Origin of the sequence: Pseudomonas sp. GL-R-19 (genome assembly GCF_019956375.1) — a bacterium.
In the GTDB taxonomy this organism is placed as follows: domain Bacteria; phylum Pseudomonadota; class Gammaproteobacteria; order Pseudomonadales; family Pseudomonadaceae; genus Aquipseudomonas.
In genome coordinates, this window is sequence record NZ_JAHBDJ010000001.1 from 153,101 (window position 1) to 174,588 (window position 21,488).

13 protein-coding genes and 3 pseudogenes are annotated in these 21,488 nt (G+C 52.4%); 9 read left to right on the forward strand and 7 right to left on the reverse strand.

What is annotated here, in order from left to right:
* The gene (locus KGA83_RS00670; protein ID WP_223527632.1) at nucleotides 1-363 is read right to left on the reverse strand and encodes a hypothetical protein; all 363 of its coding nucleotides are present in this window, start codon (nucleotides 361-363) and stop codon (nucleotides 1-3) included.
* Between the two features lie 464 nt (nucleotides 364-827).
* Here KGA83_RS00670 and KGA83_RS00675 point away from each other — a divergent pair, with 464 nt between their 5' ends.
* Together KGA83_RS00675 and KGA83_RS00680 are read left to right on the forward strand one after the other, a co-directional pair.
* On the forward strand, nucleotides 828-1,190 hold the full coding sequence (locus tag KGA83_RS00675) for a DUF3085 domain-containing protein (RefSeq protein ID WP_223527633.1): 363 nt from the start codon (nucleotides 828-830) through the stop codon (nucleotides 1,188-1,190).
* Between the two features lie 699 nt (nucleotides 1,191-1,889).
* Nucleotides 1,890-2,828 carry an ArdC family protein gene (locus tag KGA83_RS00680; protein ID WP_223527634.1) on the forward strand — a complete coding sequence of 313 codons (939 nt, stop codon included), beginning with the start codon at nucleotides 1,890-1,892 and terminating at the stop codon, nucleotides 2,826-2,828.
* A gap of 86 nt (nucleotides 2,829-2,914) precedes the next feature.
* On the opposite strand, the gene KGA83_RS00685 is transcribed toward KGA83_RS00680, so the two are convergent.
* Entirely contained in the window at nucleotides 2,915-3,280 is a 366-nt protein-coding gene (locus KGA83_RS00685) for a histone-like nucleoid-structuring protein, MvaT/MvaU family (protein WP_218497794.1), read from the reverse strand.
* A gap of 119 nt (nucleotides 3,281-3,399) precedes the next feature.
* Nucleotides 3,400-3,594 carry a hypothetical protein gene (locus KGA83_RS00690; RefSeq protein ID WP_069557600.1) on the reverse strand — a complete coding sequence of 65 codons (195 nt, stop codon included), beginning with the start codon at nucleotides 3,592-3,594 and terminating at the stop codon, nucleotides 3,400-3,402.
* 223 nt (nucleotides 3,595-3,817) lie between these two features.
* On the opposite strand from KGA83_RS00690, the gene mobH reads away from it, so the two are divergent.
* Nucleotides 3,818-5,536: a MobH family relaxase gene (mobH, locus tag KGA83_RS00695; RefSeq protein WP_223527636.1), complete on the forward strand. Its 1,719-nt coding sequence runs from the start codon at nucleotides 3,818-3,820 to the stop codon at nucleotides 5,534-5,536.
* Nucleotides 5,537-5,573: 37 nt separating this feature from the next.
* Here the strand turns inward: mobH and KGA83_RS00700 are convergent.
* Nucleotides 5,574-5,939: pseudogene (locus KGA83_RS00700) on the reverse strand (transposase); the annotation flags it as partial.
* 158 nt (nucleotides 5,940-6,097) lie between these two features.
* Here KGA83_RS00700 and KGA83_RS30020 point away from each other — a divergent pair.
* Nucleotides 6,098-6,282: pseudogene (locus tag KGA83_RS30020) on the forward strand (DUF4113 domain-containing protein); the annotation flags it as partial.
* 552 nt (nucleotides 6,283-6,834) lie between these two features.
* Here KGA83_RS30020 and KGA83_RS00710 read toward each other — a convergent pair.
* Both KGA83_RS00710 and KGA83_RS00715 read right to left on the reverse strand, forming a co-directional pair.
* Nucleotides 6,835-7,037 (reverse strand): annotated as a pseudogene (locus KGA83_RS00710) (DNA adenine methylase); the annotation flags it as partial.
* 9 nt (nucleotides 7,038-7,046) lie between these two features.
* Nucleotides 7,047-8,168 carry a DUF2235 domain-containing protein gene (locus tag KGA83_RS00715; RefSeq protein WP_223527638.1) on the reverse strand — a complete coding sequence of 374 codons (1,122 nt, stop codon included), beginning with the start codon at nucleotides 8,166-8,168 and terminating at the stop codon, nucleotides 7,047-7,049.
* A 227-nt stretch (nucleotides 8,169-8,395) separates the two neighbouring features.
* Between KGA83_RS00715 and KGA83_RS00720 the strand changes: the two genes are divergently transcribed.
* The 5 genes from KGA83_RS00720 to KGA83_RS00740 all read left to right on the forward strand — a co-directional run bounded on the left by KGA83_RS00720 (nucleotide 8,396) and on the right by KGA83_RS00740 (nucleotide 19,542).
* Entirely contained in the window at nucleotides 8,396-9,910 is a 1,515-nt protein-coding gene (locus KGA83_RS00720; protein WP_223527640.1) for a hypothetical protein, read from the forward strand.
* 802 nt (nucleotides 9,911-10,712) lie between these two features.
* The gene (locus KGA83_RS00725) at nucleotides 10,713-14,294 is read left to right on the forward strand and encodes a S8 family serine peptidase (RefSeq protein ID WP_223527642.1); all 3,582 of its coding nucleotides are present in this window, start codon (nucleotides 10,713-10,715) and stop codon (nucleotides 14,292-14,294) included.
* Nucleotides 14,284-15,594 carry an MBL fold metallo-hydrolase gene (locus KGA83_RS00730; RefSeq protein WP_223527644.1) on the forward strand — a complete coding sequence of 437 codons (1,311 nt, stop codon included), beginning with the start codon at nucleotides 14,284-14,286 and terminating at the stop codon, nucleotides 15,592-15,594. The genes KGA83_RS00725 and KGA83_RS00730 overlap by 11 nt, the downstream gene beginning before the upstream one ends.
* A 430-nt stretch (nucleotides 15,595-16,024) precedes the next feature.
* Complete coding sequence (locus KGA83_RS00735) at nucleotides 16,025-16,786, forward strand: hypothetical protein (RefSeq protein ID WP_223527646.1); 762 nt, start codon at nucleotides 16,025-16,027, stop codon at nucleotides 16,784-16,786.
* A 1,925-nt stretch (nucleotides 16,787-18,711) separates the two neighbouring features.
* Nucleotides 18,712-19,542 carry a DUF2971 domain-containing protein gene (locus KGA83_RS00740; protein WP_223527648.1) on the forward strand — a complete coding sequence of 277 codons (831 nt, stop codon included), beginning with the start codon at nucleotides 18,712-18,714 and terminating at the stop codon, nucleotides 19,540-19,542.
* A gap of 313 nt (nucleotides 19,543-19,855) precedes the next feature.
* On the opposite strand, the gene KGA83_RS00745 is transcribed toward KGA83_RS00740, so the two are convergent.
* A complete protein-coding gene (locus KGA83_RS00745) occupies nucleotides 19,856-21,328 on the reverse strand; it encodes a hypothetical protein (protein WP_223527650.1) in 1,473 nt (490 codons plus the stop codon).
* Between the last annotated feature and the right edge of the window lie 160 nt (nucleotides 21,329-21,488).

Here is a 21,488-nt window from a genome sequence, read left to right on the forward strand (position 1 = left end):
TTATCTGAGCGACCCGTGTTCGTCATACAGCTCTGGATATTTGTGTTGATGTTGAGGGTGGCTCACCTCATGCACACCAGGCTCCTCATCTTCAGATGCAGTTATGGACATTGCCGCAATGGTCCACAGAGCAACCATCCCGATCGCCAAGGTAAGCGCGACTGATGCAACCGCAAAAACGAATATCAACTTAAAAATATGCACGCCGATTTGGCGAAACTTGAGCGGCACGGAAGCCAACATGCTGGACTGCAAAACTGTCGTTTCGAGTGAGCGGACCAACCGACCCAAACGCACAGCGGCACGGACTAAATACTTGCCGACAGGGGTACGGCTCGGAGTAGAAGACGCTGGAACAGTCATTTAATGCCTCCCTTTTCTTCTCTGCACTCGCGGCCAAGGATCCACCGAGAGTTTGGATCCAAGCCTTAGCTTACTCCTGTCCCGTTGATTTCCATGACCGTTGATCACCTGGGCTGCGCTGATAATGGCGAGTGGAGCTGTATGGATCTGAGCTGCCCATTCAAACGAAAAACGTCGTTGACGTTATGCCGATCCGCTTGATACACCAACTGGGCAATCGCTGGTTTTCCAGCACCCCAGGTAGCCATAACCTTCTAGGCTACGTCACGCTCGTGATGGTTATCCCCAAATGCGATTCGCGTTCGGCAGCTCGCATGGTCACCGTTCCCGCGGTGATGAACGCTTTCTAATCCCTCAGACTCCCAAAGCCTGCGTCTTCGATACAACCCTTCTCAATCCATTCCAGTGCTGGGAAATTCCCCCGCACGGGTGGCATTCCTCCGCACTCTCTGGAGAATCTCATCATGCTGCGCTTCACAGGTTCTGAACTCCACGCCGTGTTGGCCGCCGGTATCAAAGGTTGCCGTGTGCTCTTGGTCAAGGACCACGGTGTCTACCTCATGTCCGAGTTCGGCGAGAACAAACCGGATGGAGGTGGCCGTAAAAACGTGTCCTACGCCACCGGCTGCAACCCTGACGTCGACGATTTCGATTCCTGGTGGAATCGCGCACGAGATGAATTGGGTGGCGATGATTTTGCCGAGTACTTCGACATCGACGATCCGGTCCTGGCAAGTCTTCGCGGGACAGCCGGGTCGCTGGTGGTGGAGGCAACCTCCACGCACCTGTACCTAGCCGCCGAGGTTGACCCGACGGGAAAATCTTGAACGCAAATGCGAGTTCAGCGTTTCCAGAGTGGCTCCGTAGCCGGGCCTCTTTGGAGCGCCTCTCGTATCAATTCATACCCGGTTGGAGTGCGCCGTTGATCTGGAACTTGAGCCAAATAGTCTTCCTTGGAACGTCCTGGAATGCCGCGCTTTCCTGGTGTCTGGACTGGAGATTGACCCCACGTCCGAGCGGGTTTTAATACACAGACACTCCATGTCTCACTGAGTGACAAGCCCGCGGAAGATCCTCAACTGAGGTATCGCGGGATCAGCTACCCGGAGGTTTTAATGTCCAGGAAGAAGCTCTTCTCTCCCGCCGTAGTGCTGAGCCCAGGCGTGTGGCGACATGTCATTAACCCTGCCACAGGCAACGACCCCGTCGTACAGTCAGCCCAGCGTTTGGCAGCCCTACTGAACAGCGCCCTGACTTCAGCGCCTCGCACCTTGCAGTGTCCAATCGAGCTGCAGTTCGATCCCCCACAACGCGACGACCCATCAGCAGTCGAACACTCAACGCTGTTACAGCTGGATCACATCACACCGCGCAGTGGACCAGCTTTTCTGCTCATCCGGCTGCCAAGTGAGATCGCTTTAGATATCGCGGCCATCTGACATCGTCAGCACATCCCCTGCCTCCTCTACCCCACCGGGAACCCTTCCCGGCCGGGCAGCGTTCCCCCTTCACAACCGGAGAACGCCATGTCCGATATCTACCTGGACGTCACCAACAAGATCGTCAGCGCCCTGAGTCAAGGGGTTATCCCCTGGATCAAACCCTGGACAACCACAGGCTCGAGTGCTAACGGCCCTTTCCCGATCAACGCCATCAGCCGGCGGCCCTACGCCGGCATCAACATTCCGCTGCTGTGGGCCGAGGCGCGCCTGCGTGGTTTCCGCGAGGATCGCTGGCTCACGTTCAACCAGGCGCGCAAAGCCGGTGGCCATGTTCGCAAGGGTGAGCAATCAACCCTCGCGGTGCTGTACAAACCGATGAGCAAGGAGGCGCACGACGAAGACGGTCAGGTCGTTCGTGATGAACAGGGCAACATCAAAATGGTGCAATTCGCGCTACTGCGGACGCATTGCCTGTTCAACATCGAGCAGACCGAAGACTTGCCTGCCGAAGAGCAACAGCACGATGAGTGTGACGACCAGCCGGCCTTCATTGATCATGCCCCAGCCGAGCAACTACTGGTCGCCAGTGGGGCGCGGATTGAGCATCGCTACGGCGATCACGCGTTCTATCAGCCGGTGCGGGATCTCATCCAGCTGCCTACCAAGGGTCAATTCGAAGACGTCGGCAGCTACTACGCGACGGCCCTTCATGAGCTGACGCACTGGTCGGGTCACCTTTCACGTCTCAACCGCGAGGGTATTAATGGCAGTCACGCATTTGGTTCCGCGGAATACGCCTTCGAGGAGCTGGTAGCGGAAATGGGTGCAGCGTTCCTCTGTGCGCTGACTGGCACCCAAGGTGAGTTACGTCACGAAGAGTACCTGGCGTCCTGGCTGAAGATACTCAAGGAGGATAAGCGTGCAATCTTCCGCGCCAGCGGCCTAGCACGGGAGGCCTCCGAATACCTGCTAGCACTGCAGCCGGATCAAGGCACCGAGATGATAGAACGGTTAACGGCGTGACTTCACTCAAGCAGCAAAAAGGCCCCATCTGGGGCCTTTGTTTTGCCTGCAACGCCGGTCATCCGCCGCTATAACTGGATGACTGATTACTGCAACCAGCTCTCGACGGTGTCGGAGCCGTGCTCCTGCTTCCACTGTTTGAGGACTTTGTGGTTGCCGCCCTTGGTTTCCACGACCTCACCGCTGTGCGGGTTTTTGTAGCGCTTGATCTCACGAGGCTTGCGCTGGACGCTGCTGGAGGCGCCGGCGGTACTTACGCTCACCCCTTTGGACGGATCAAGAATGGTGATCACCTGCCGCAGGTTCATGCCGTACTCTTCCAGCAAGGCCTTAAGCTTTTGTTCAAACTCAATTTCCTGCTTCAGCCCGGAATCGTTTTTCATCGCATCCAGCTGTTGAAGTTGCGCGGCCAGCTGCGCTTCCAGCGCTTTGAATTCGGCAAGCTTAGACATGGGCTCTTCCTAGTATGAGACAAGTGTGGGAATAGTATCTGAGACCCGCACTTTAGCCGAGGTTTTGATCCTCACTGCGGCTCGTCTGGTGTCCAGCTTTAACAGATCTGCCTGACTTGTCACTCTGCCAAGTATTGGCACAGGTGGCCCACAAGTTGCCGAGGTGCAGGGCTATTCCCAATTTTGAACAAAATATCGCGCTGACCACGTGGCAGCTTTTTCGCGCAGCGCTTCGCAGCTGAGCGAATGGCAACGTCAGTTCCATGAATCCGGTCGACCAGCAGCACGATCAACACTGCATCGGTAAGCGTCATCAGCGCCCCTGCTCCGAAAAATGATGCCGGCCAGTTTACCCCCTGTAAAAGGGACCGGCTATCCCGATCGACCGACTAACTCGACGCGCCCGCCTTCGGATTTTCGCGTTCGCGAAAAGGACAAAGGCAGTAAAGGATAACGGCGCCAATGGAAGGGATTGCAAGGGTAAGAGGCTTATCCGAAAAGGCAAAAGGACCTCCCAGGTACAAAGCAGGTATTGCGATGATGCGCTGGTGGCTCAAACATGAAAAAGGCAACGCCGCGAGCCCCGCGCCAGCACTTGTCGCCGAAGGTTACTTCTTGCCTGAGTCATCAGAATCGCTCCTTGCCGCCGATCACCGGAAGCGGCTGCTCGAGCGCATCTGCCAATACACCGCCCTTTCCCAACCTCAGTTCGATCAGCTCTATCTAGATCCCATCCACCGCTACGCCAAGTATGTACAGCAACTACCTGCCAGCGAAAGCCATCATCATGCCTATCCGGGAGGCATGCTGGACCACGGTTTGGAGCTGATGGCCTGCAGCCTGAAACTGCGCCAGTCGTACCTGCTACCCAGCGGCGCCGCGCCCGAAGACCAGGCCGCGCAGACCGACGCCTGGAGCGCCGCCATCGCCTATGGCGCCCTGCTCCATGACATCGGCAAGATTGCCGTCGACCTGCAGGTGGAGTACCAAAATGGTGAGCTCTGGCATCCGTGGCACGGCCCCCTGAACAAGCCCTACCGCTTCCGCTACGTGACAGGGCGCGACTACCAGCTACATGCTGCGGCCGCTGGGCTGCTCTACACCCAAATACTGACGCCGCGCCTGCTCGACTGGCTCAGCGGTTACCCAACTCTATGGGGCAACCTACTGTCGTTGCTGGCCAACCACTATGAATACGCCGCGACGCTGGGGGAGCTGGTGCTGCAAGCTGACCGGGTATCTACCGCACAGAACATCGGAGCCAATCCCACCAAGGCACTACAGGCGCCCACTCGGTCGCTTCAGCATCACCTGCTGACTGGCTTACGCCATCTGGTCAAGAACGAGTTCAAACTCAACCAGCCCGGGGCTGCTGGCTGGCTCACCGAAAATCATCTGTGGCTAGTCAGCAAGACCGCAACCGACAAACTTCGCGCTTACCTCCTGGCCCAGGCAGTAAATGGCATCCCCTCCTCCAACATTGCCCTGTTCGATGAACTGCAATCCCACGGGTTGGTAGACACCACGCCAGAAGGCAAAGCGGTATGGAGCGCCACCGTGTCAGACGAAGGATGGCAGCATCGCTTCACATTCTTGCGTCTCCAACCGAGCCTGATCTGGGCCGATGAAAGCCGGCCCCGATGCTTTGAAGGGACAGTTGAGCTCGTCGCTGACAATACCGTGCCGAGCGGTGAAGCTATCGAGTCGGCCTTGGATCGGCCACAAGCAACTTCGGCCAAGGAAACGCCAGAGCCCTTACCTCCGAACCATGACTTCGACTATCTCGATGACTTGATGGATATGTTGCAAGAGACGGTTGAGCACGAGGATGAATCGAGCGCTCAAGGACTGAAATCCTCAACTGCTTCACCCCGCGAGGCACCAGGGCTGGCCTTTGTCGACTGGCTACGCGAGGGGATCCAAAGCCATCGCCTGCTCGTCAACGACTGTAAGGCAAAGATTCACACAGTCGACGGCACGTTCTACCTGGTCACACCCGGCATTTTCCAGCTCTACGCTTCGGAGCACCCTGAGCTATCTACAGGTGACGACAAGACCGATGCTTGGCGGCGCACTCAACGTCACTTTGAGCACTTAGGCGTACATCTCAAACGACCAAACGGGCAGAACATATGGACTTGCACAGTGCAGGGCCCCCGCCGGAGGGCTTCCCTCAATGGCTACATGTTGCAAAATGCTGAAACTCTTCTGAGCCCTGTCCCTACTGACAATCCTTTCCTCAATCTTACTTATTAGCATCGCAAGGGCAGCCCCATGCGCGCGTGGAGTGCCAGCGAAACAGATCACTGTCCCGAAAACGGCCATGTCGATTCTTGGAAAAGGTCGAGTGATTGGGGACTTCATCTTCAAGGCTTAACCGGCAGAACCAGCGATACGCCAGGTTCAAATGGACCTCTTCGCACAACCGCCGCTCGGAGCGAATGCCGTAGCAATAGCCGACGATCAGCATGCGAATCATCAGTTCGGGATCAATCGACGGACGCCCAATCGGGCTATAGAAATCGGCGAGGTAATGGCGCAGATCGTTCAGATCGAGACACCGATCAATGCTGCGCAGAAGGTGATTGGCGGGGATGTGATCTTCAAGGTTGAACGAGTAAAACAGCCGCTCCTGCCCACTCGATAACTGTCCCATCATGCTGCGTGCTTCCCTGCTGGCCAATGCAGAGATTTTGCCGCAGGCCAGACAGGGGAGCTACTTTTTCAACAGAATCGGTCGCACGCTGCCCTTCGCGACAGGCAAAAACCGGCCAAAAGTGGTCATTCCATCTGTCTACGAAACTAGGGGCGATTCTCTCGCAACCTACGGAGGTTAGCCGAGTGATGTCGGTGCTGGATCGTATAAATGGTCGCTGGGTAAGGGCACTCTGCGCTCGAAGAACGTGCCGGATAATCCTTTTTTTGGGGGGCGGCGGGAGATGATCAGTCAGAGCTACACGATACGTCTGGATCAGTTGTGGAAGGTCTCATGCAGTGTATAACTTCACTGGCAAGCCAGGCCATTACGACTCCTGCGGACTAACGAGGAAAGCCGTTCACAATTTTGATAATCTCCTCAACGATTGTTTTCGCCAGCCTTTGAGTGACCACCACCTCATCCCTAGAATTGACTATGCCGTTTCTCACTTGAATCCATTCATGCAGGCTGGGGAGAACTTCGCTACTGATCACTCTGAGGTTGACAGCACTCTTTAACATCCCTACCAGTGACATGTGAGGCCTCGAAGCAATCTCCTCATCCCTTAGGCGGAGCACCCTTCGTAGCTCGGCTTCCAAATAGGTAATCGCGGAAACCACAGCCGCGCGGTACTCCTTGACGCTCAACAGCCGACGAGCTTCATCTAGCTGGGAGTCACGATCAGATGTCTGCCGGTGAGGCGGGTGTATGTGATGAAGGGTATGGGCTCTTCCAGCTAGGGGAGTGTTAGACATCGCTGCCGGGGAAGCGCAGCCACGCGACCGAGAGCTTTTCAATCAATTCCGCAGGTTGATGACCGGGCTGGTGGCAACGGTACCGGCCGTCTAACCGTTGAAAACTGGCGCACGAATTCCTCGAGATGGTTCTGCACGATGCGGTAAGCGTGATCAGGTCGCCGCTGATGTCGTTGAGGACTTCAATCGGCGCAGCCCGGGATCGCATGAAGTACAATGCGGTACTACTGGCAAAGACTTCGACGTAGCACTCGTTTGACGAAAAAATTGGAATGAGGCGGTCGGCCAGGCGACGGTTGACCAAGTGACAACGTCACGGCAGACCCGCAACACTTTTATCGTCGGGCGACACCCCATACTGATCAGGCAAGTTGGACGGTACGTATCCAGGTACACCCTTTAAACGCGCCGCAACCGAGCTGTGGACCAAAGCATTCTCTGCTATGTATCTTGACTTGGGTTTGCCAAAGGGCGGCATCTGCCCAATCCGCAATACGCGCTTCAACTTGCGTCGATCCCATACAAACCGAGGTACCCACTCCGCGATTTTCCAGGCGGTTGTCATGGAATCGTGTATCGGCCCACAAGCATCCCAAACGCTGCCACTGATTTTGATCATCTGTTTTCTGGCTTTATTCAGATCAACGTGCAATCCCGCGGCCATCGCTTCACCCAACATCCAGCGAAAGGCTCCCAGTGCCAATTGTGCCTCGTCTGCTGCGTATCCTCCTCCGACATCCGAGTGAACACCAGGAAACCATACCTGCTTTACATCTGTTCGGAGGGCGTTATCAGCCCAAAGATGCTGACGGAAAAAGCTTCGTTTTTCATCAATCGACATCGCATGACGAACAATCTCGACAATTCGGTTATTGGTCGTGAATGGAATGCTCACCGGATCGTATACCCAACCAACAGACTTGACCGTATCGAACAAGCCTAAAAAGTGCACGTTAACACGCCTACCGAACGTTGATTTGAAGCAGCCCTGTAGCTTGAAGTCCGGCTTGTTTTCTTCCCCAGTCCGAGCCATGTGTATCGACCAACCGTACTCAAAAAGATGCGTTTGATGGCTCGGCACCACACCGACGGCGCGTATCACCGCAGCCAACGCTCTGGCTGCGTAGGCACCGCGAGAAAAACCAAAAATAAACAGTTCATCATCGTCCCTCAGATTTTCCGCGATAAAGCGATACGCCCCCTCGACTGTGCGCTTGATGCCCCATCCAAAGGCCAGACCGAAAATCCGAGCCGGTACTTTTTGCCACTCAAATAGCGTCTCCTTTAGCCCAAATGTACCCACACCCTGATCGTAATAGGTGAGCACCTGATTGGGATCGCTCGACATCGAACGCACTAGCCTAATTATGTTGGTGGGACAGTGGCTGAAACGGTTTCCGGTGCCGTCCAGACAGATCACCAATTGTCGTCCCATATCGCTCCCCTGCTAGGCTGATGGATGTCCCGGCACTCGTAATGGATAAGGTGCTGGCACAATTGGCATGTGTCGCTACGATAAATAAACACGTAGTAGCAACATAGATAGAACAGCGTTCCGCAGATCGCCAGACAAATCACAAAAAACGATTCACTAAATTTGCGTAAACAGGTGTGCTGTTAAGTCGTCAGCACTTTGCATCAGTCTCGATGAGGTCCTGAGTCGTGAATAACCACTTCCGCCGCTCTGAATCCCCTCCGGAGCCCAATCTGCAGCGCGCCTATGCTCGGATCGATCATATTGAAGCGGATGAACACTCCCTGGTTTTGCTCATCGCGTTCGATCTAGTCGATGCGCAGTGGCTCGACGCTCAAGGGTTGCAAGATCCTCTGTTGGATTTACAGCATCCTCTTGAATGCTCACAAGCCTGGACAAATCGGAAAACACAACGAAACCACCAAAATGCCCATAACCCTTTTGAATCCATGCCTTTGTATCGACTCGAACTTGAAGTACCCGTAGGCAGTCATTTGTTCGACAGCCTTCAGCTTCCCACCCCCCGTGAAAGGGCTTCATTTTCCGCGGTAACAGGAGCGTTGGAAAATAGATGGTTTCAGTTCGAGGTAAGCCTCCGCCGCGAGCTTGGATACCAACTTGCCAGTCTCTATACCAACTTGTTTGCAAATCCAGTACCGGTTTACGTCAGGGGTCGATTGCCGCCGGCTGCAACACATGCATCATTGTCAGGTATCTTTGATCTGGGGCATCTACCCGCAATATCGCTAGCTGATTTTGAAGCGAAGCTCGCCAACAAAGATGCCGACTATCTGGCGATCTATGATGTCGGACAGGGCAATGCCAATGCGATTTTATCGATATCTGGATTCGGAGAGCCCGGCGTACCGACTCTCTACTATGACTTGGGTGCCGGGGTTTACAGAAATCAGCAGACAACCCCACGCTCGCTAGTGTTCTGCTTTAGTGACGCTCCCTTGATTGTGCTTTCCCATTGGGATGCCGATCACTGGGCAGGCGCTTATGCCGTGGAGGTTAACGGTCAATACCCTGCACTGAAGCAAACTTGGATCGCTCCGCTCCAGGACGTGGGCCCTTTGCATGTGGCATTTGCCTACGACGTGATTGCTAACGGAGGACAGTTTTTTACTTACAGTGCGACAAAGGGAACGGTAGGGGTTGCTCCACCACACAATGGTAAGCAAATCAGATTCACGTTGGGTAAAGGTCGAGATCGCAACGACAGCGGCATTGTCCTGGTGATAGAAGACCTTATCCACCCGGTCTCAAGAAGCTGGTTACTAACCGGCGATTGCGACTATCGTCACTTCGTTAAGGTATTGAACCCATTCCCCCCGGTGGCCATGGTCGTGCCACACCATGGTGCGGACCTTGATCGCAAGACCCCCGTCCCCAAACCGCCTTCCGGTGCTCAGTACAAAAAGTTGCTCTATTCGTTTGGCCCCAAGAACAAGCATGGAGGAACCAATGTTCAGCACCCCACTACGCTGGGTATGTCCGTACATAACAGTACAGACTGGGATCACCAATACTGGGACCTGTTGTCCCCGGGAGAATGCTTGCCTGGAGGTGATGTCTTCGCAACATGCGACCATTTAAGTGGCTTTCGTAGCGGAGCTATTGTGGGCTGGGATGGTCCACCTAGCAGTTTTTCCGCTCTGTGCGGCGGCAGTCAGTGCAACGCACCACTAACTCAGGGTTAACCTGTCCTGTGACGGGCGAATAACCACTCAGAAGGCGATGAATAACACCATCGCCTTCGGGCAATTTCCCTTAAGATTTAGCCGTCAGACCCGCTTGAACCACGGGCCGAAAGTGATATGAACACTCATCGAATACGGGTCACTTCTAGTTGCAGCTTGCCAAAGTTATTGAAATAAAATCCTGGCGCGTCGTTCGCGCAGCAGAATAGTCGACCGCTACTACCCGCCTCTATCTCACTGCTCCGCCCCATGACGAAAGCAGACCCATCCTGCTGCGCTATGACCCCCACTAGACAGAACCAAAGCGCGCTTGGCGCTGGCCGCCGAGATTCGAAATGCCGTTGAGGCCAGACCCTAGTCGGATAACCATCAGCGTCTGCCCGAATGATTAGATCCCACCATTTGCCGTCGGCCCTAAACCGGTACAGGCCACCCTCAACCAGATCGACTTTGGTGTCATTCCACGGGACTCGGGCATAAATCGTAGCGTGGGCGGTTTGACCTACTTCCATGGTGCTTCTCCGTGAGTCCACAAGGGCGCATTCCACAAGAGGCTAGATCAGATTCGATGCACTGGCAGACTTCCTACTAAATGCGTTAGGAGGGGTCGAAAGTGGCAGTCTCTTGAGCGTTTCGATCAACATTCCAGACGACCGGCTACTCCCGTGCTGGCAGTAGTGCCATAAGCATGTCTACGCTGGAAAGTGCGATTGCAAAAAGCCACACGTAAGTGTGCCGATTGTGGATGCGGCTTCAGCTGTGCCGCAATGGACTGTACTGCAGCACAGCGGAGCCCCCGCCCATGGCTAGTGTCCAACGTTTTCTCGTCAAAATGCTGCCTGTGCCGGTTAGCACGAGCCTATCTTTGGCCGGCAGGCAACTGAATATCGTCCCCTTATACGAGTGCGTTTCGCATGCGCAACCCGCGATAGCATCACAGCCCATATGGCATCTGGTTGAGCCCAACACTCCCCTCGACACCGTCAACCCTTGGGACGTCTGTCATACCTTTGTCTCTGACGGAATGGGCCTGAACGGAGCGCCGCATCCCGAATTTGCTGAGCCAGATTTCGCCCAAACTTGGGTTTCCGGATCTCGGGAGGACGAGGCTTTAGGTATGGCTTCTTCGTGCTCTCCTGATCCTCAAGACAAGAAGTACCCCACTGGAAAAGATGATTTTTGGTATCAGGACCTCAATCATGGCCAGTTCGACGATCTACTGAAGCAAACTGGTGATGTCCCGCGTGCCAAGGCTGTGAGGGTTGCGCATTTGGACACCGGATATGATTCCCAACACCGCTGTCTGCCGATCAATTTAGAACATGAGCTGGAGCGAAATTATGTCGATGAGGACCGCCCCACGAATGCCGCTGATGAATCCTCTGGACTGGTAAACAACCTTGGGCACGGTACTGCAACACTCAGCGTACTTGCAGGAACCCCGTTACCAGGAATGAAACGTCTTGGTGCGGCCCCTTTCGTTAGGGTTGTACCTATCCGAGTGGCCAACCGGGTTGAGCTGTTCTACAACAGCGCCATTGTCAACGCACTGAGGTATGTCCGAGACCTTTGTCAGGACCCCAAAACCGCCGTCCAGGTTGTAACGATGAGTATGGGCGGATTGCCCAGTCAGCTATGGGCTGAAGAGGTCAATGCCCTGTATGAAGAGGGTGTGGTTCTGGTAACTGCGGCAGGCAACAACTTCGGCAATGCACCCACTCACCACATCGTCTACCCGGCCAGATTCAATAGGGTTATTGCCGCGTGTGGCGTCATGGCGGATCACAAACCTTACGCTGATCTTCCCGTCACATTGATGGCTGGTAACTATGGGCCGGCCAGCACAATGCGTACGGCTATGGCTGCGTATACACCGAACATACCGCGAGCGAAATTCGGGTGTTCAAACACAGTAGATTCGAATGGCGGCGGCACCTCCTCTGCTACACCGCAAATTGCAGCCGCTGCTGCTATTTGGATTCAAAAAAACTGGACGAAGTGGAACGCTTACCCAAACAAATGGATGCGCGTGGAGGCGGTACGCACAGCCCTGTTCATCACCGCCAATAACACTGACTTCGCCAAGTTGGGACATGGGGAGTTACGAGCCCTTGATGCCTTAAGTGTCGCGGCTCCCACAGTCGCCGCACTGCAAAACAAAAAGGAAGAAGTCGATACCGTCTCGTTTCCTTTTCTGCGGGTCCTAACTGGACTTGGCATGTCGCAATTCGGAAACGCACAGCTCCGCATGCTGGAGCTGGAGGCGTTACAACTTTCCCAATCCGCAGCTATTGAGGCGATATTGCCTGACCCGGATGTCGATCCGGATACCCTCAGCTTGACTCAGCGAGTTGCCCTGGCCCAAGCGCTATCTCAGCATCCCAGGGCCTCCAAAGCACTTCGGCGAGCCCTGCAGTTAGGGCGCTCCAACTCACCGTCTGGACGGCATCAAACGTCATCAGGATCGCACGCGTCGACAATGCCGATTGCTGGTTTGGGGGATCACCACCTTCAACATGCATTGCAACCCGTGCCACCAACGCCAGTTGCACGCAGGCTGCGTGTTTATGCCTACGATCCACTGCTAGGTCGCTCCTTGGAAACAGTAGGCATTAACGAAACTACGATCCAAATACCCTGGGAGAATGATCTGCTACCCGGGCCTATCGGTGAGTATCTGGAGGTTGTGGATGTCGACCCCGCCAGTGGCTGCAGTTACGCTCCGGTAGACCTGAACGATCCCCGTCTTCTGGCTACCGATGGCTTACAACCCTCCGAAGCGAACCCACAGTTTCATCAGCAAATGGCCTATGCCGTTGCGATGAAGACGATCCGGTTTTTTGAAAGTGCTTTAGGTCGCGTTGCACTATGGGCACCACGCTTCGTTGGTAAAAAACCGGATTACGTACAGCGCCTGCGCATTTATCCGCATGCTTTACGAGAGGCAAATGCCTATTACAGTCCTCAACGTAAAGCACTCTTGCTCGGCTACTTCAGCTCCTCCGACGGTAATAGCGGTGTGGCCAGAGAGTATGTGTTCACAGCGCTCTCCCACGACATCGTCGCTCATGAAACAACCCATGCCCTTCTTGACGGCTTGCATCGGCGATTCACAGAGCCTACCAATCCGGACGTGCTGGCCTTTCACGAAGGTTTTGCCGACATCGTTGCCCTCTTCCAGCATTTCACCTTGCGCGACTCACTTCGTGAGTTGCTTGCTCACTCCCGGGGAGACCTAAGCCAACAATCGATGCTAGCTTGGCTGGCAGTCCAATTTGGCAAAGCCACCGGTCACTACAAGGCGTTGAGGGACGCCATTGGCACCGGGGGACTGAACACCGAAAGCCAACCAACGTGGACACGCCGTACGCCGAAGTCAACTGATTATCAAAGTCAAACTGAAGCCCATGATCGAGGAGCGGTGCTGGTATCTGCTGTGTTCGATGCTTTCTTGCAGGTCTACACCAGACGAGCTCAAACCCCTATTCGACTTGCCACTCATGGCTCGGAAGTTCTGCCCCAAGGCGCACTCCAAAGTGATCTCGTCGATGCCCTGACAAATGTGGCCAGCACCGTAGCCAGACACATCCTCACGATATGCATTCGAGCTCTGGACTACTGCCCTCCGGTAGACATCACATTCGGTGATTTCCTGAGAGCATTGATAACCGCTGATCACGATCTTGTGCCCTCAGACCCCTACGGTTACCGCGTTGCGTTTTCCTCCGCATTCATGGCCCGCGGGATTTACCCCGAAGGATTGCGCAGCTACTCAGTAGACACACTCCGTTGGGAGCCACCCCTGGAGCCGTTGAGTACCCTGAATAAACTTCTACCGAAATTGAGTCTTCAATGGACACTACAGACGAGCCGGGAATCGGCATGGAGAACATCCCGGGACAACGCGTGGGAGTTCCACCGTTGGCTAATGAATCCAAAGCATGTGAGTGAGTCCGAACTGGCAGCACTCGGGCTGTATCGCAATGCGAATCCGAACTACCAGCTTCAAATCGGCAACAGTGTTGTTGCCTGTGACATGCGCAAGATTGAGGTTCATTCAGTACGACCTCTACGACGTGTAGGACCAGATGGGCAATTGCTATCGCAGATGGTGGTTGAGTTGACCCAATCGCTTCATGCACTGGATGGCAGTGGCAATGTGTTCCGTGGTGGCGTCACGTTGGTCATCGATCTGGCCAGCTGGCAGGTAACCTATGTCGTGCGCAAGCGGATCAATCAGCCGGCTCGTCTTGCGCATCAACAACAGTTCCAGGCGGAGCGCGCGCAATCCATGCAGGACCAGTACCGCGGACTTCGAGCAATGGCTAGCGAACCTTTCGCGCTTGTTCACCGAAGCGTCGACGGAGGTCATCATGAACATTAAACAGCGTCGCGCCACGGTACGAATTTATCGTCACGGATTGGGTGACTGTCACTTGGTGACACTGTACGGAAAAGAGGGAGCCACCTACAGAATATTGATCGACTGCGGAGTCATCATCGGCACCTCCGACGCTACGAAAATGATGACGGATGTCTTGGAGGATGTCCGGAAAGAAAGCGGTGACAACATTGATCTTTTGGTGGCCACACACAAACATTGGGACCACCTATCTGGTTTTATGCAAGCGAAGAATGCCTTTTCAAAGCTAAACGTCAGCGAAGTCTGGATGGCCTGGACAGAGGATCCAGATGATAAACAAGCTAGCGAATTGAGAAAGGACAACGACGAAGCGCTTGCCATGCTGCAATCAGCAGCTATGCGTCTTCAAATGGACGCCCCGGACATCGAACATCCCCTGCTTGAACTACTTGGTTTCTTCGGTGCTTCGGCGCGGATAACAACCCAGTCCGCACTGGAAGCTGTGCGCAACAAGTCTTCGAACGTAAGGTACTGTGATCCGGAGGATAAGCCTCACGATCTGAAAAGTTTTGGCGCGAAAATCTATGTACTCGGCCCGCCACGTGACGAAGCCAGGCTGAGAAACATGAACGCGCCTAAAACCCCAGGTGACAAGACCACCTACAAGATGGCCTTGGATGCTTTCAATCAATACCTCACCCCAGCAATCAACGAAGACGAATCACACCTACCTTTTTCCCGCCCTTACAACATTCCGACCCAGGTAGCACAGACGGTGCCTTTCTTTCAGGAGCATTACTGGAACCAGCAGGATTGGCGGCGCATCGACGATGCCTGGCTGGATGATGCCACTAGTCTTGCTCTCCAACTCGACAACGTCGTCAACAATACGAGTCTAGTGCTGGGCATCGAACTGAATGAGGGTGACGTCCTACTCTTCGCAGCCGACGCGCAGGTGGGTAACTGGCTCTCCTGGGGGGATCGCAAATGGACTGACCAGAATGGAACGGAAGTTACGGGCCCTGACCTGTTGCACCGCACTGTCTTTTACAAGGTTGGACACCACGGCAGCCCTAATGCTACCGGCCGCGAATGCGGAATTGACCTGATGGTAAATCTGGCGATAGCCGTGGTACCGGTTGACCATGAAATGGCATTGAAACGTAAATGGGGAGATCTCCCCTTCAAGACCTTGATGGACGCTTTGGATCAAGCAACGAAAACACGTGGCTATACGCTTCGGACTGACCAACCGCCGAGCAACATCTCGCTCTCAAGAGGCTTGCGAAGCGATCCCCTCTACTTTGAAATCGATTTCTGACCACAAAAGCCCATTGAAAAAGCACCGACATTGCCAAACTCAGGGGGACAACGTAGAAACTATCCGGTATGCCAAAAGCAGATAACCGCCAATTTTAGTATATATAAAATGCGCACCGTTACGGTTTCCCACCTCAATTTGATGATCCCAACGCACTCAATCATACAGAGGGCTGAGGTAAACTTATCCATATCGTGGGTTCGATATATCTAAAGCTCAGGTGACCCGTCAAAAAACTGATGAGACTTTGTGGCTTCATTCGACGAGGCAAATCTATTAACCAGATTAGTTTGCTAGCAAACCCTCACCGTTCATCCGCATCCGAAAATTCAAGCTATGCTATACAACTTAGACAACCAGTCCTCTTTTTAAAGAAAGAAACGCGTGGCAGGTGCATATGCTTATATCTTCTACAATCGAGATTCTTGCCTTGGCACTCGCACTAGCGGGTCTGCTCTTGCAGACAAGACACGAACCTAGCGCCCCACCCTCTTGGAAAAATCTAAGCAAGAGCGGACGTCTGGTCCTGTTGCTTTTACTGATTATAAGTACCGCAAAAATCTACAAAGGCTATTACGACGACGAGTTGAAAACTATTGCGGGATCGGAAAGAGCTTCTGAAATGCGCCAGCTTCAGACCTCGAACGCTTCTTTATTAGAAACCAACGAGCACCTTATAAAGGTTATGTCTGTAGCCAGTGGATACAATGCGCTTTTGTCCGGTGTTATTTATTTTGAACAACCAACAAACAAAACAAAGATTACAGACAGTAGCGTCAGGCATGCTCTAGAAAATATATTTGTAAAATATGCGGAAGTAACCATAAAAGCATCTAACAAACTCGGCGATTATTCAGGAAGGGTCGACTTTGGCTATCCACCAGAAGTCAAGCGCTACTTAAATCTTTCTTTGTCGGGATCGGACGCCACATTAATAAAGTATAGAGAAAAAACATTTGATTCGCCTGCAGTCAATGCATTTTACTTTGAGGTACGCTGCCCAAATTTGAAAATTCTTAATCGGGAGAAAATTCAATATGCACGGTTCTCCTCTCAAGAGCCCTTGACTGTGTCTGTCCGGAAATATGAGTACTGGGGCGATTTTGAGCGTCTCTACCATGTACGCGGCGTATACATTGACAAACTTGAAATCGAGGAGCTGGGGCCTGTTCGTATAGCGCAGGATCTTTAGCTTCTTAGGTGACGCCTGTTTATCCATCTAAAGATCGGCAACCCTTTTGTTGATATTCGACATCACAGCAGTTGCAAAAAAAGCACATTGTCCCACTATAAATTTCATACATGTATTGACTGCCGCCTCCCCCCGCGACTTCGGCAAATTACTGACACCTGAATTGATATATCAAGGATGCCCTATAAACGGTTGTGCCATAGCAGTATCGAAGGCACCCGCATCTACCTATTTGGATTCGGTTAAGGTGAAAGCCCCAATCTCTGCGCCCTTGAATTGGCGATTATATTTTTGCCGGCAACGCAGGCGATTGCAAACTATCGCTTAGGTAGTAACTAACGACTAATTCAACCACCAGTAATATTGCGAAACACACAATCAACGAATAGGTTATGGCTCGAGGTGACTTGGCCCAATGCGATTCCCATCCGTAATGTGCATACCCAAGCAAAACTTCTAGACGACGTAGGTATTGAGCCATGATGACCACATGTGCATATGTCAAGGCTGAGAGGATCGCTGAAAATAAAAGCAAGCCAGGCGGTAATTAAGCGGCTGCCGCTAGAAATTTTACGCTCTCGCTGCCGGAACCTGTGGCACCACTTTTTGGGACGTGGGTAAGTATCTAGGCGTAAATACCTACCCCACCAAACAGGGAAAATTTTATTAGTGTTTCAATCCGTTGCAGCAACGTACTGATCTCCGACTTTAGCTGTTTGAATTCTTCAATATGAAAGGCTGGAGGGTCTTGAGCCATATAATTCCCTCTTCAAAAAAGTTCCCATCTAGAGCTTACCCCCTATAGGGCCACATCGGCGCGAAAGGCATGTCGTTCATGTTTGCAAGCCTGACAAGAAAGCACACGGCGCGAGCACACTATGATGCGATGTGCGTCCGGGCTTGCCGAAACCTTTCCCGTCAAGATCCAAACGTGAAGTCAACTATGTTATGTATAGTTGTGCGGCATTGATGTGTCAAAGCTGAGACATCCGGCACAGCACAACCGATACGTGTCAGGATAAGACCCATACCACTCTTGCTCCGCTGCGTGGCAGCCTGAACGATTCACATGCTCTCCCCATGAAAGCTCCCTTAGCGCCTAGGCAGTTCCAAACAATGAGGGGCGAACCTAATGATGAAAACCGCAACACAGCGGCCCGAGGAGTAATTCACAATGGGGCTGAAAAGCACTATCCTGTGTCATACCATAACAGCCCCTACTTTCTAGCATACTGACCATAAAAGTATAGTTGCCATTACTCAATATCGCGCAACAGATGCCAAGTTGCTTCTCTAAAGTGTGCCTTCTCGTTCTGTGAAAACTAGCCAGCTGATAGTTTTCTGCCCCTGAGATACAGTGCCGCAGTGACCGGTCGTTTACGACCACTATCACCACGCAGAGCTTGATAGCAGCATAGAGCACTGTGTCTAGAGTGTGAGTCTGAGTTCAAAAACGGTGTAACAGGCGATCAGGTGCAGTCAGCGGGAATACAGGAAGATACTGTCAACAGCCAACGAACACACGTTTATGACACTCTATTCGACTGAGATTAACCAGTTGTAAGCGTCCGCTTCTGGCCCAGGCCGTGTGAAAACGTTTTTGGTCGTCACTGCGAACCCGAATCGATTGAAAAATCGCGTTCCTACGCAAGTTTACGGTCCTCTGAACTGCTGACCGTCAATAGATTTCGCGTAGCAACGCAGACTTCAAAACGGTGTATGCGTTTTCACACAGCCTGGGCCGATAGCCGCCTGTCATGACGGACTGCTTCCGCCCCGAAGCGGCCGGGTGGAGGCGTCTACGAAACTAGCCGCTTTTCACTCGTCACTAGGCTTTCCATTCACCTCTTTTCAACGCCGTTACGAAGGTGTAAAAAGGCTTCGATAGGTCAAGCTTACTGACTATATATACGGAATTTCTTGATATGGAAGAATCAGCTACCTACTACAAATACCGTACATGCTCACAGAGAACCTGGGAGATATTTTATAATCGTGAACTTTATTTTTCTCTCCCTAAAGATCTAAATGACCCGCTAGACGTTTCAGTCGATATCAAAGCCGAATACGAACGTGCAAAAAATCATGTGTATAAAACAGACACCCATCCGGAAGGTCGAAAATCGTTTATTATAACAATGCTGGATAGCATAAGAAAAGTAGTTAAGGAGACGGGAGAGGAGCTCTCTTTAAGTCAAGCCCTTTATCGGTTTATGCAGAGCAGAGGGGTTCTTTCCCTCTCTAAAACTCCGCACGACGCACTCCTATGGTCTCACTATGCTGATGGCCATCGAGGTATATGTCTCGGCTTTAATTCGGAAATCCTAAACATCGGTGGTGCCAGCGATGATGCAGGGGATGTCCGGTACTTACCAAATCCCCCATATATGGAAAAGTTTCTAGAGCTAACCGAGGAGTTTAGTGAATTTTGCCGACCTTGGGATGGAGTGCATTTTTCAGATGAGCAAGGGCGGAATTTTTACAACAAGCAAGTCGACTCGATGCTTGAAATTGGGCTTTACACTAAATCTGAAAATTGGAAGTACGAGGAAGAATACAGAATAACCTCCGCGCCAGGAAATCACTCTTTCTCACCCTCTGCCCTGATAGAGGTTATTCTTGGGGCGAAGACGTCAGATGCCGACGAAAATAAAATTAAAGAGTTTCTTTCAACTAATGATTACTCTCATGTGAAGTTGAAGAGAGCTTTCAATGTCCCGGGGACATTCAGTTTTGGTTCGCGCTTATTGGACTAGTTACGACGTGTTTATCACGTTCTTCGTGAGAGGCGGCTTTCGAACGTAGCAGTTACTGTAAGGTACGACGGGTGCGATTTCGGAGTTGGCCACTCACTTTCCGAGGCTAGCATGTCCTTTACCACTCCTCTGCATTGCAACGATTTGGTCATCTCCAGGAGCTTGTATTGCGATATTGTTGGATTCGGCGAAGTAACAGAATGCTCCTGTTAGCCGTTGGTAGTGGCTAATCCTAGCCAGCTTAATTGAAGCAATCAATCCGCCAATTTTTGTTCGAGCCATAGCCTGCGAAAGATAGTTGTAGTCATTATGTCTATTTTCCTCTTGCCAAGTCGAGTAACTTCTTGAGTTCTTCAACATTGAACTTCTCGAGCAGCTGACTTGTAGGTAACTTCTCCGTATGTTTTCCATCCAGCGTTTTTGAGGCATTGAAGGAAATAGCTTCAATGGCTTTAGCAATTAACTCTTTTTGCAAAGCATCTGCATCGACCTTGAGGTCACTAAGTTGCTTCTTGTAGCTTTCGTAAGAAGAAGCAAAAGCCTCCTTGTGAGCGTACTCTTGCTGCAGTCTTTCATACTGGCTACGGCGGGTCGCTGAGAATAACGCGAACCAAACCACGGGCAAGACAATCGGAGCCCTCGAAAGGAGTGTGCGTAGCATTTCCTCCCAGTTGGTCGTTTTTACGAACTCCACGTGGAATGGCCATAGTGTAATACTGTCCGACACTATTACCACTCCGCCGAGTAACAATGCCACCATTGATGCGTAAAACGCTCGTGTATATGTAGTGATCGGAGTTCCAAAGTGGTCTTTGAGTGCCTTATAGGCAGAGGCTAGTCCTGCGCTCGTAGCTCCAGGGAGCAGGGCCTCTATGCGTTCGAATAACGCGTCTTGGCGTATCTTTTGTTCTGTCTCATGTTTGCCAAGTTCTTCCAGTCGAACGTCTAGCTCTTGCTTCAGTCCGCCCCCTTTTAATTCGTCGGCATCAACCATCGGACGGCCGAAGATTCGTTCGTAAAAGAATTCAAGTTCCTTATGCCTTGATATGGCTGAGTCAAGTATTTCACTGAGTGAGTCACGTAATTGATGGGTCTTTTTTTCATAACTCGCAATAGTTTCAGATGTTGAATCAGGTCCATCTAGGAGTTTTTGATGTAGAGCGCTCACTGCTTGGTGATTCGTTTCTACATCAGATACCATCCGCTTGATGTACGTCTCGGCAGATTCATTTCCCTCAATTCCTTCGAATAGGTACTTGTCGAACTGCTTTACGCGCAGCTCAATAGCCTCAACTTCCTTTTGCTGTCTGACTGCTTCATCTACGGCACCTACGAGATTAGCTTGAACTTGAGAGGTTCTCGATTGGAACGCACCTACGTAGTCCGAGATCTGATCGGCAAACGTCCGCATGGCCATTCCATACGCTTCCAAAGCCTGTTCAGGAGGAACCATGTATGGACGTACGTATGTGAGGAGATTGTCGGCATGGTCGTTTGCCTGAATAAGGTACGCTTGGTTCCGACTTGACGCGTACGCTCGGACTTGTTGTAAACATGCGTCGGCTTGGCCATGACAATTTGCCCAAACGGATTTGGGAGTGAGTTCGAGATCTACGTTAACGACGATGCAGTCGACGAAGACAAGAACCTTTTTCAGTCTCGCCAGTTCCTCTACCGTAGTCGTTACTGTTTGATCATCGACATCTAGCTGCTCAATGGCCTCGAGCAAAGATGTCCAAATGGCCTTAAACGGGTGTTGATTAAATTCCTGAGTCCATCTCGTCATTTGGCTCTCCATTCACATATTACCAATATTACATGCGGATTCCACACGCACTTGGACACCCATTCCACGAACACTTGGACAGCGATTCCACGCTGACTTGGACACTCATTCCACGGCCACTTGGACACTGATTCCACGAGCACTTGGACAGTGATTTTCC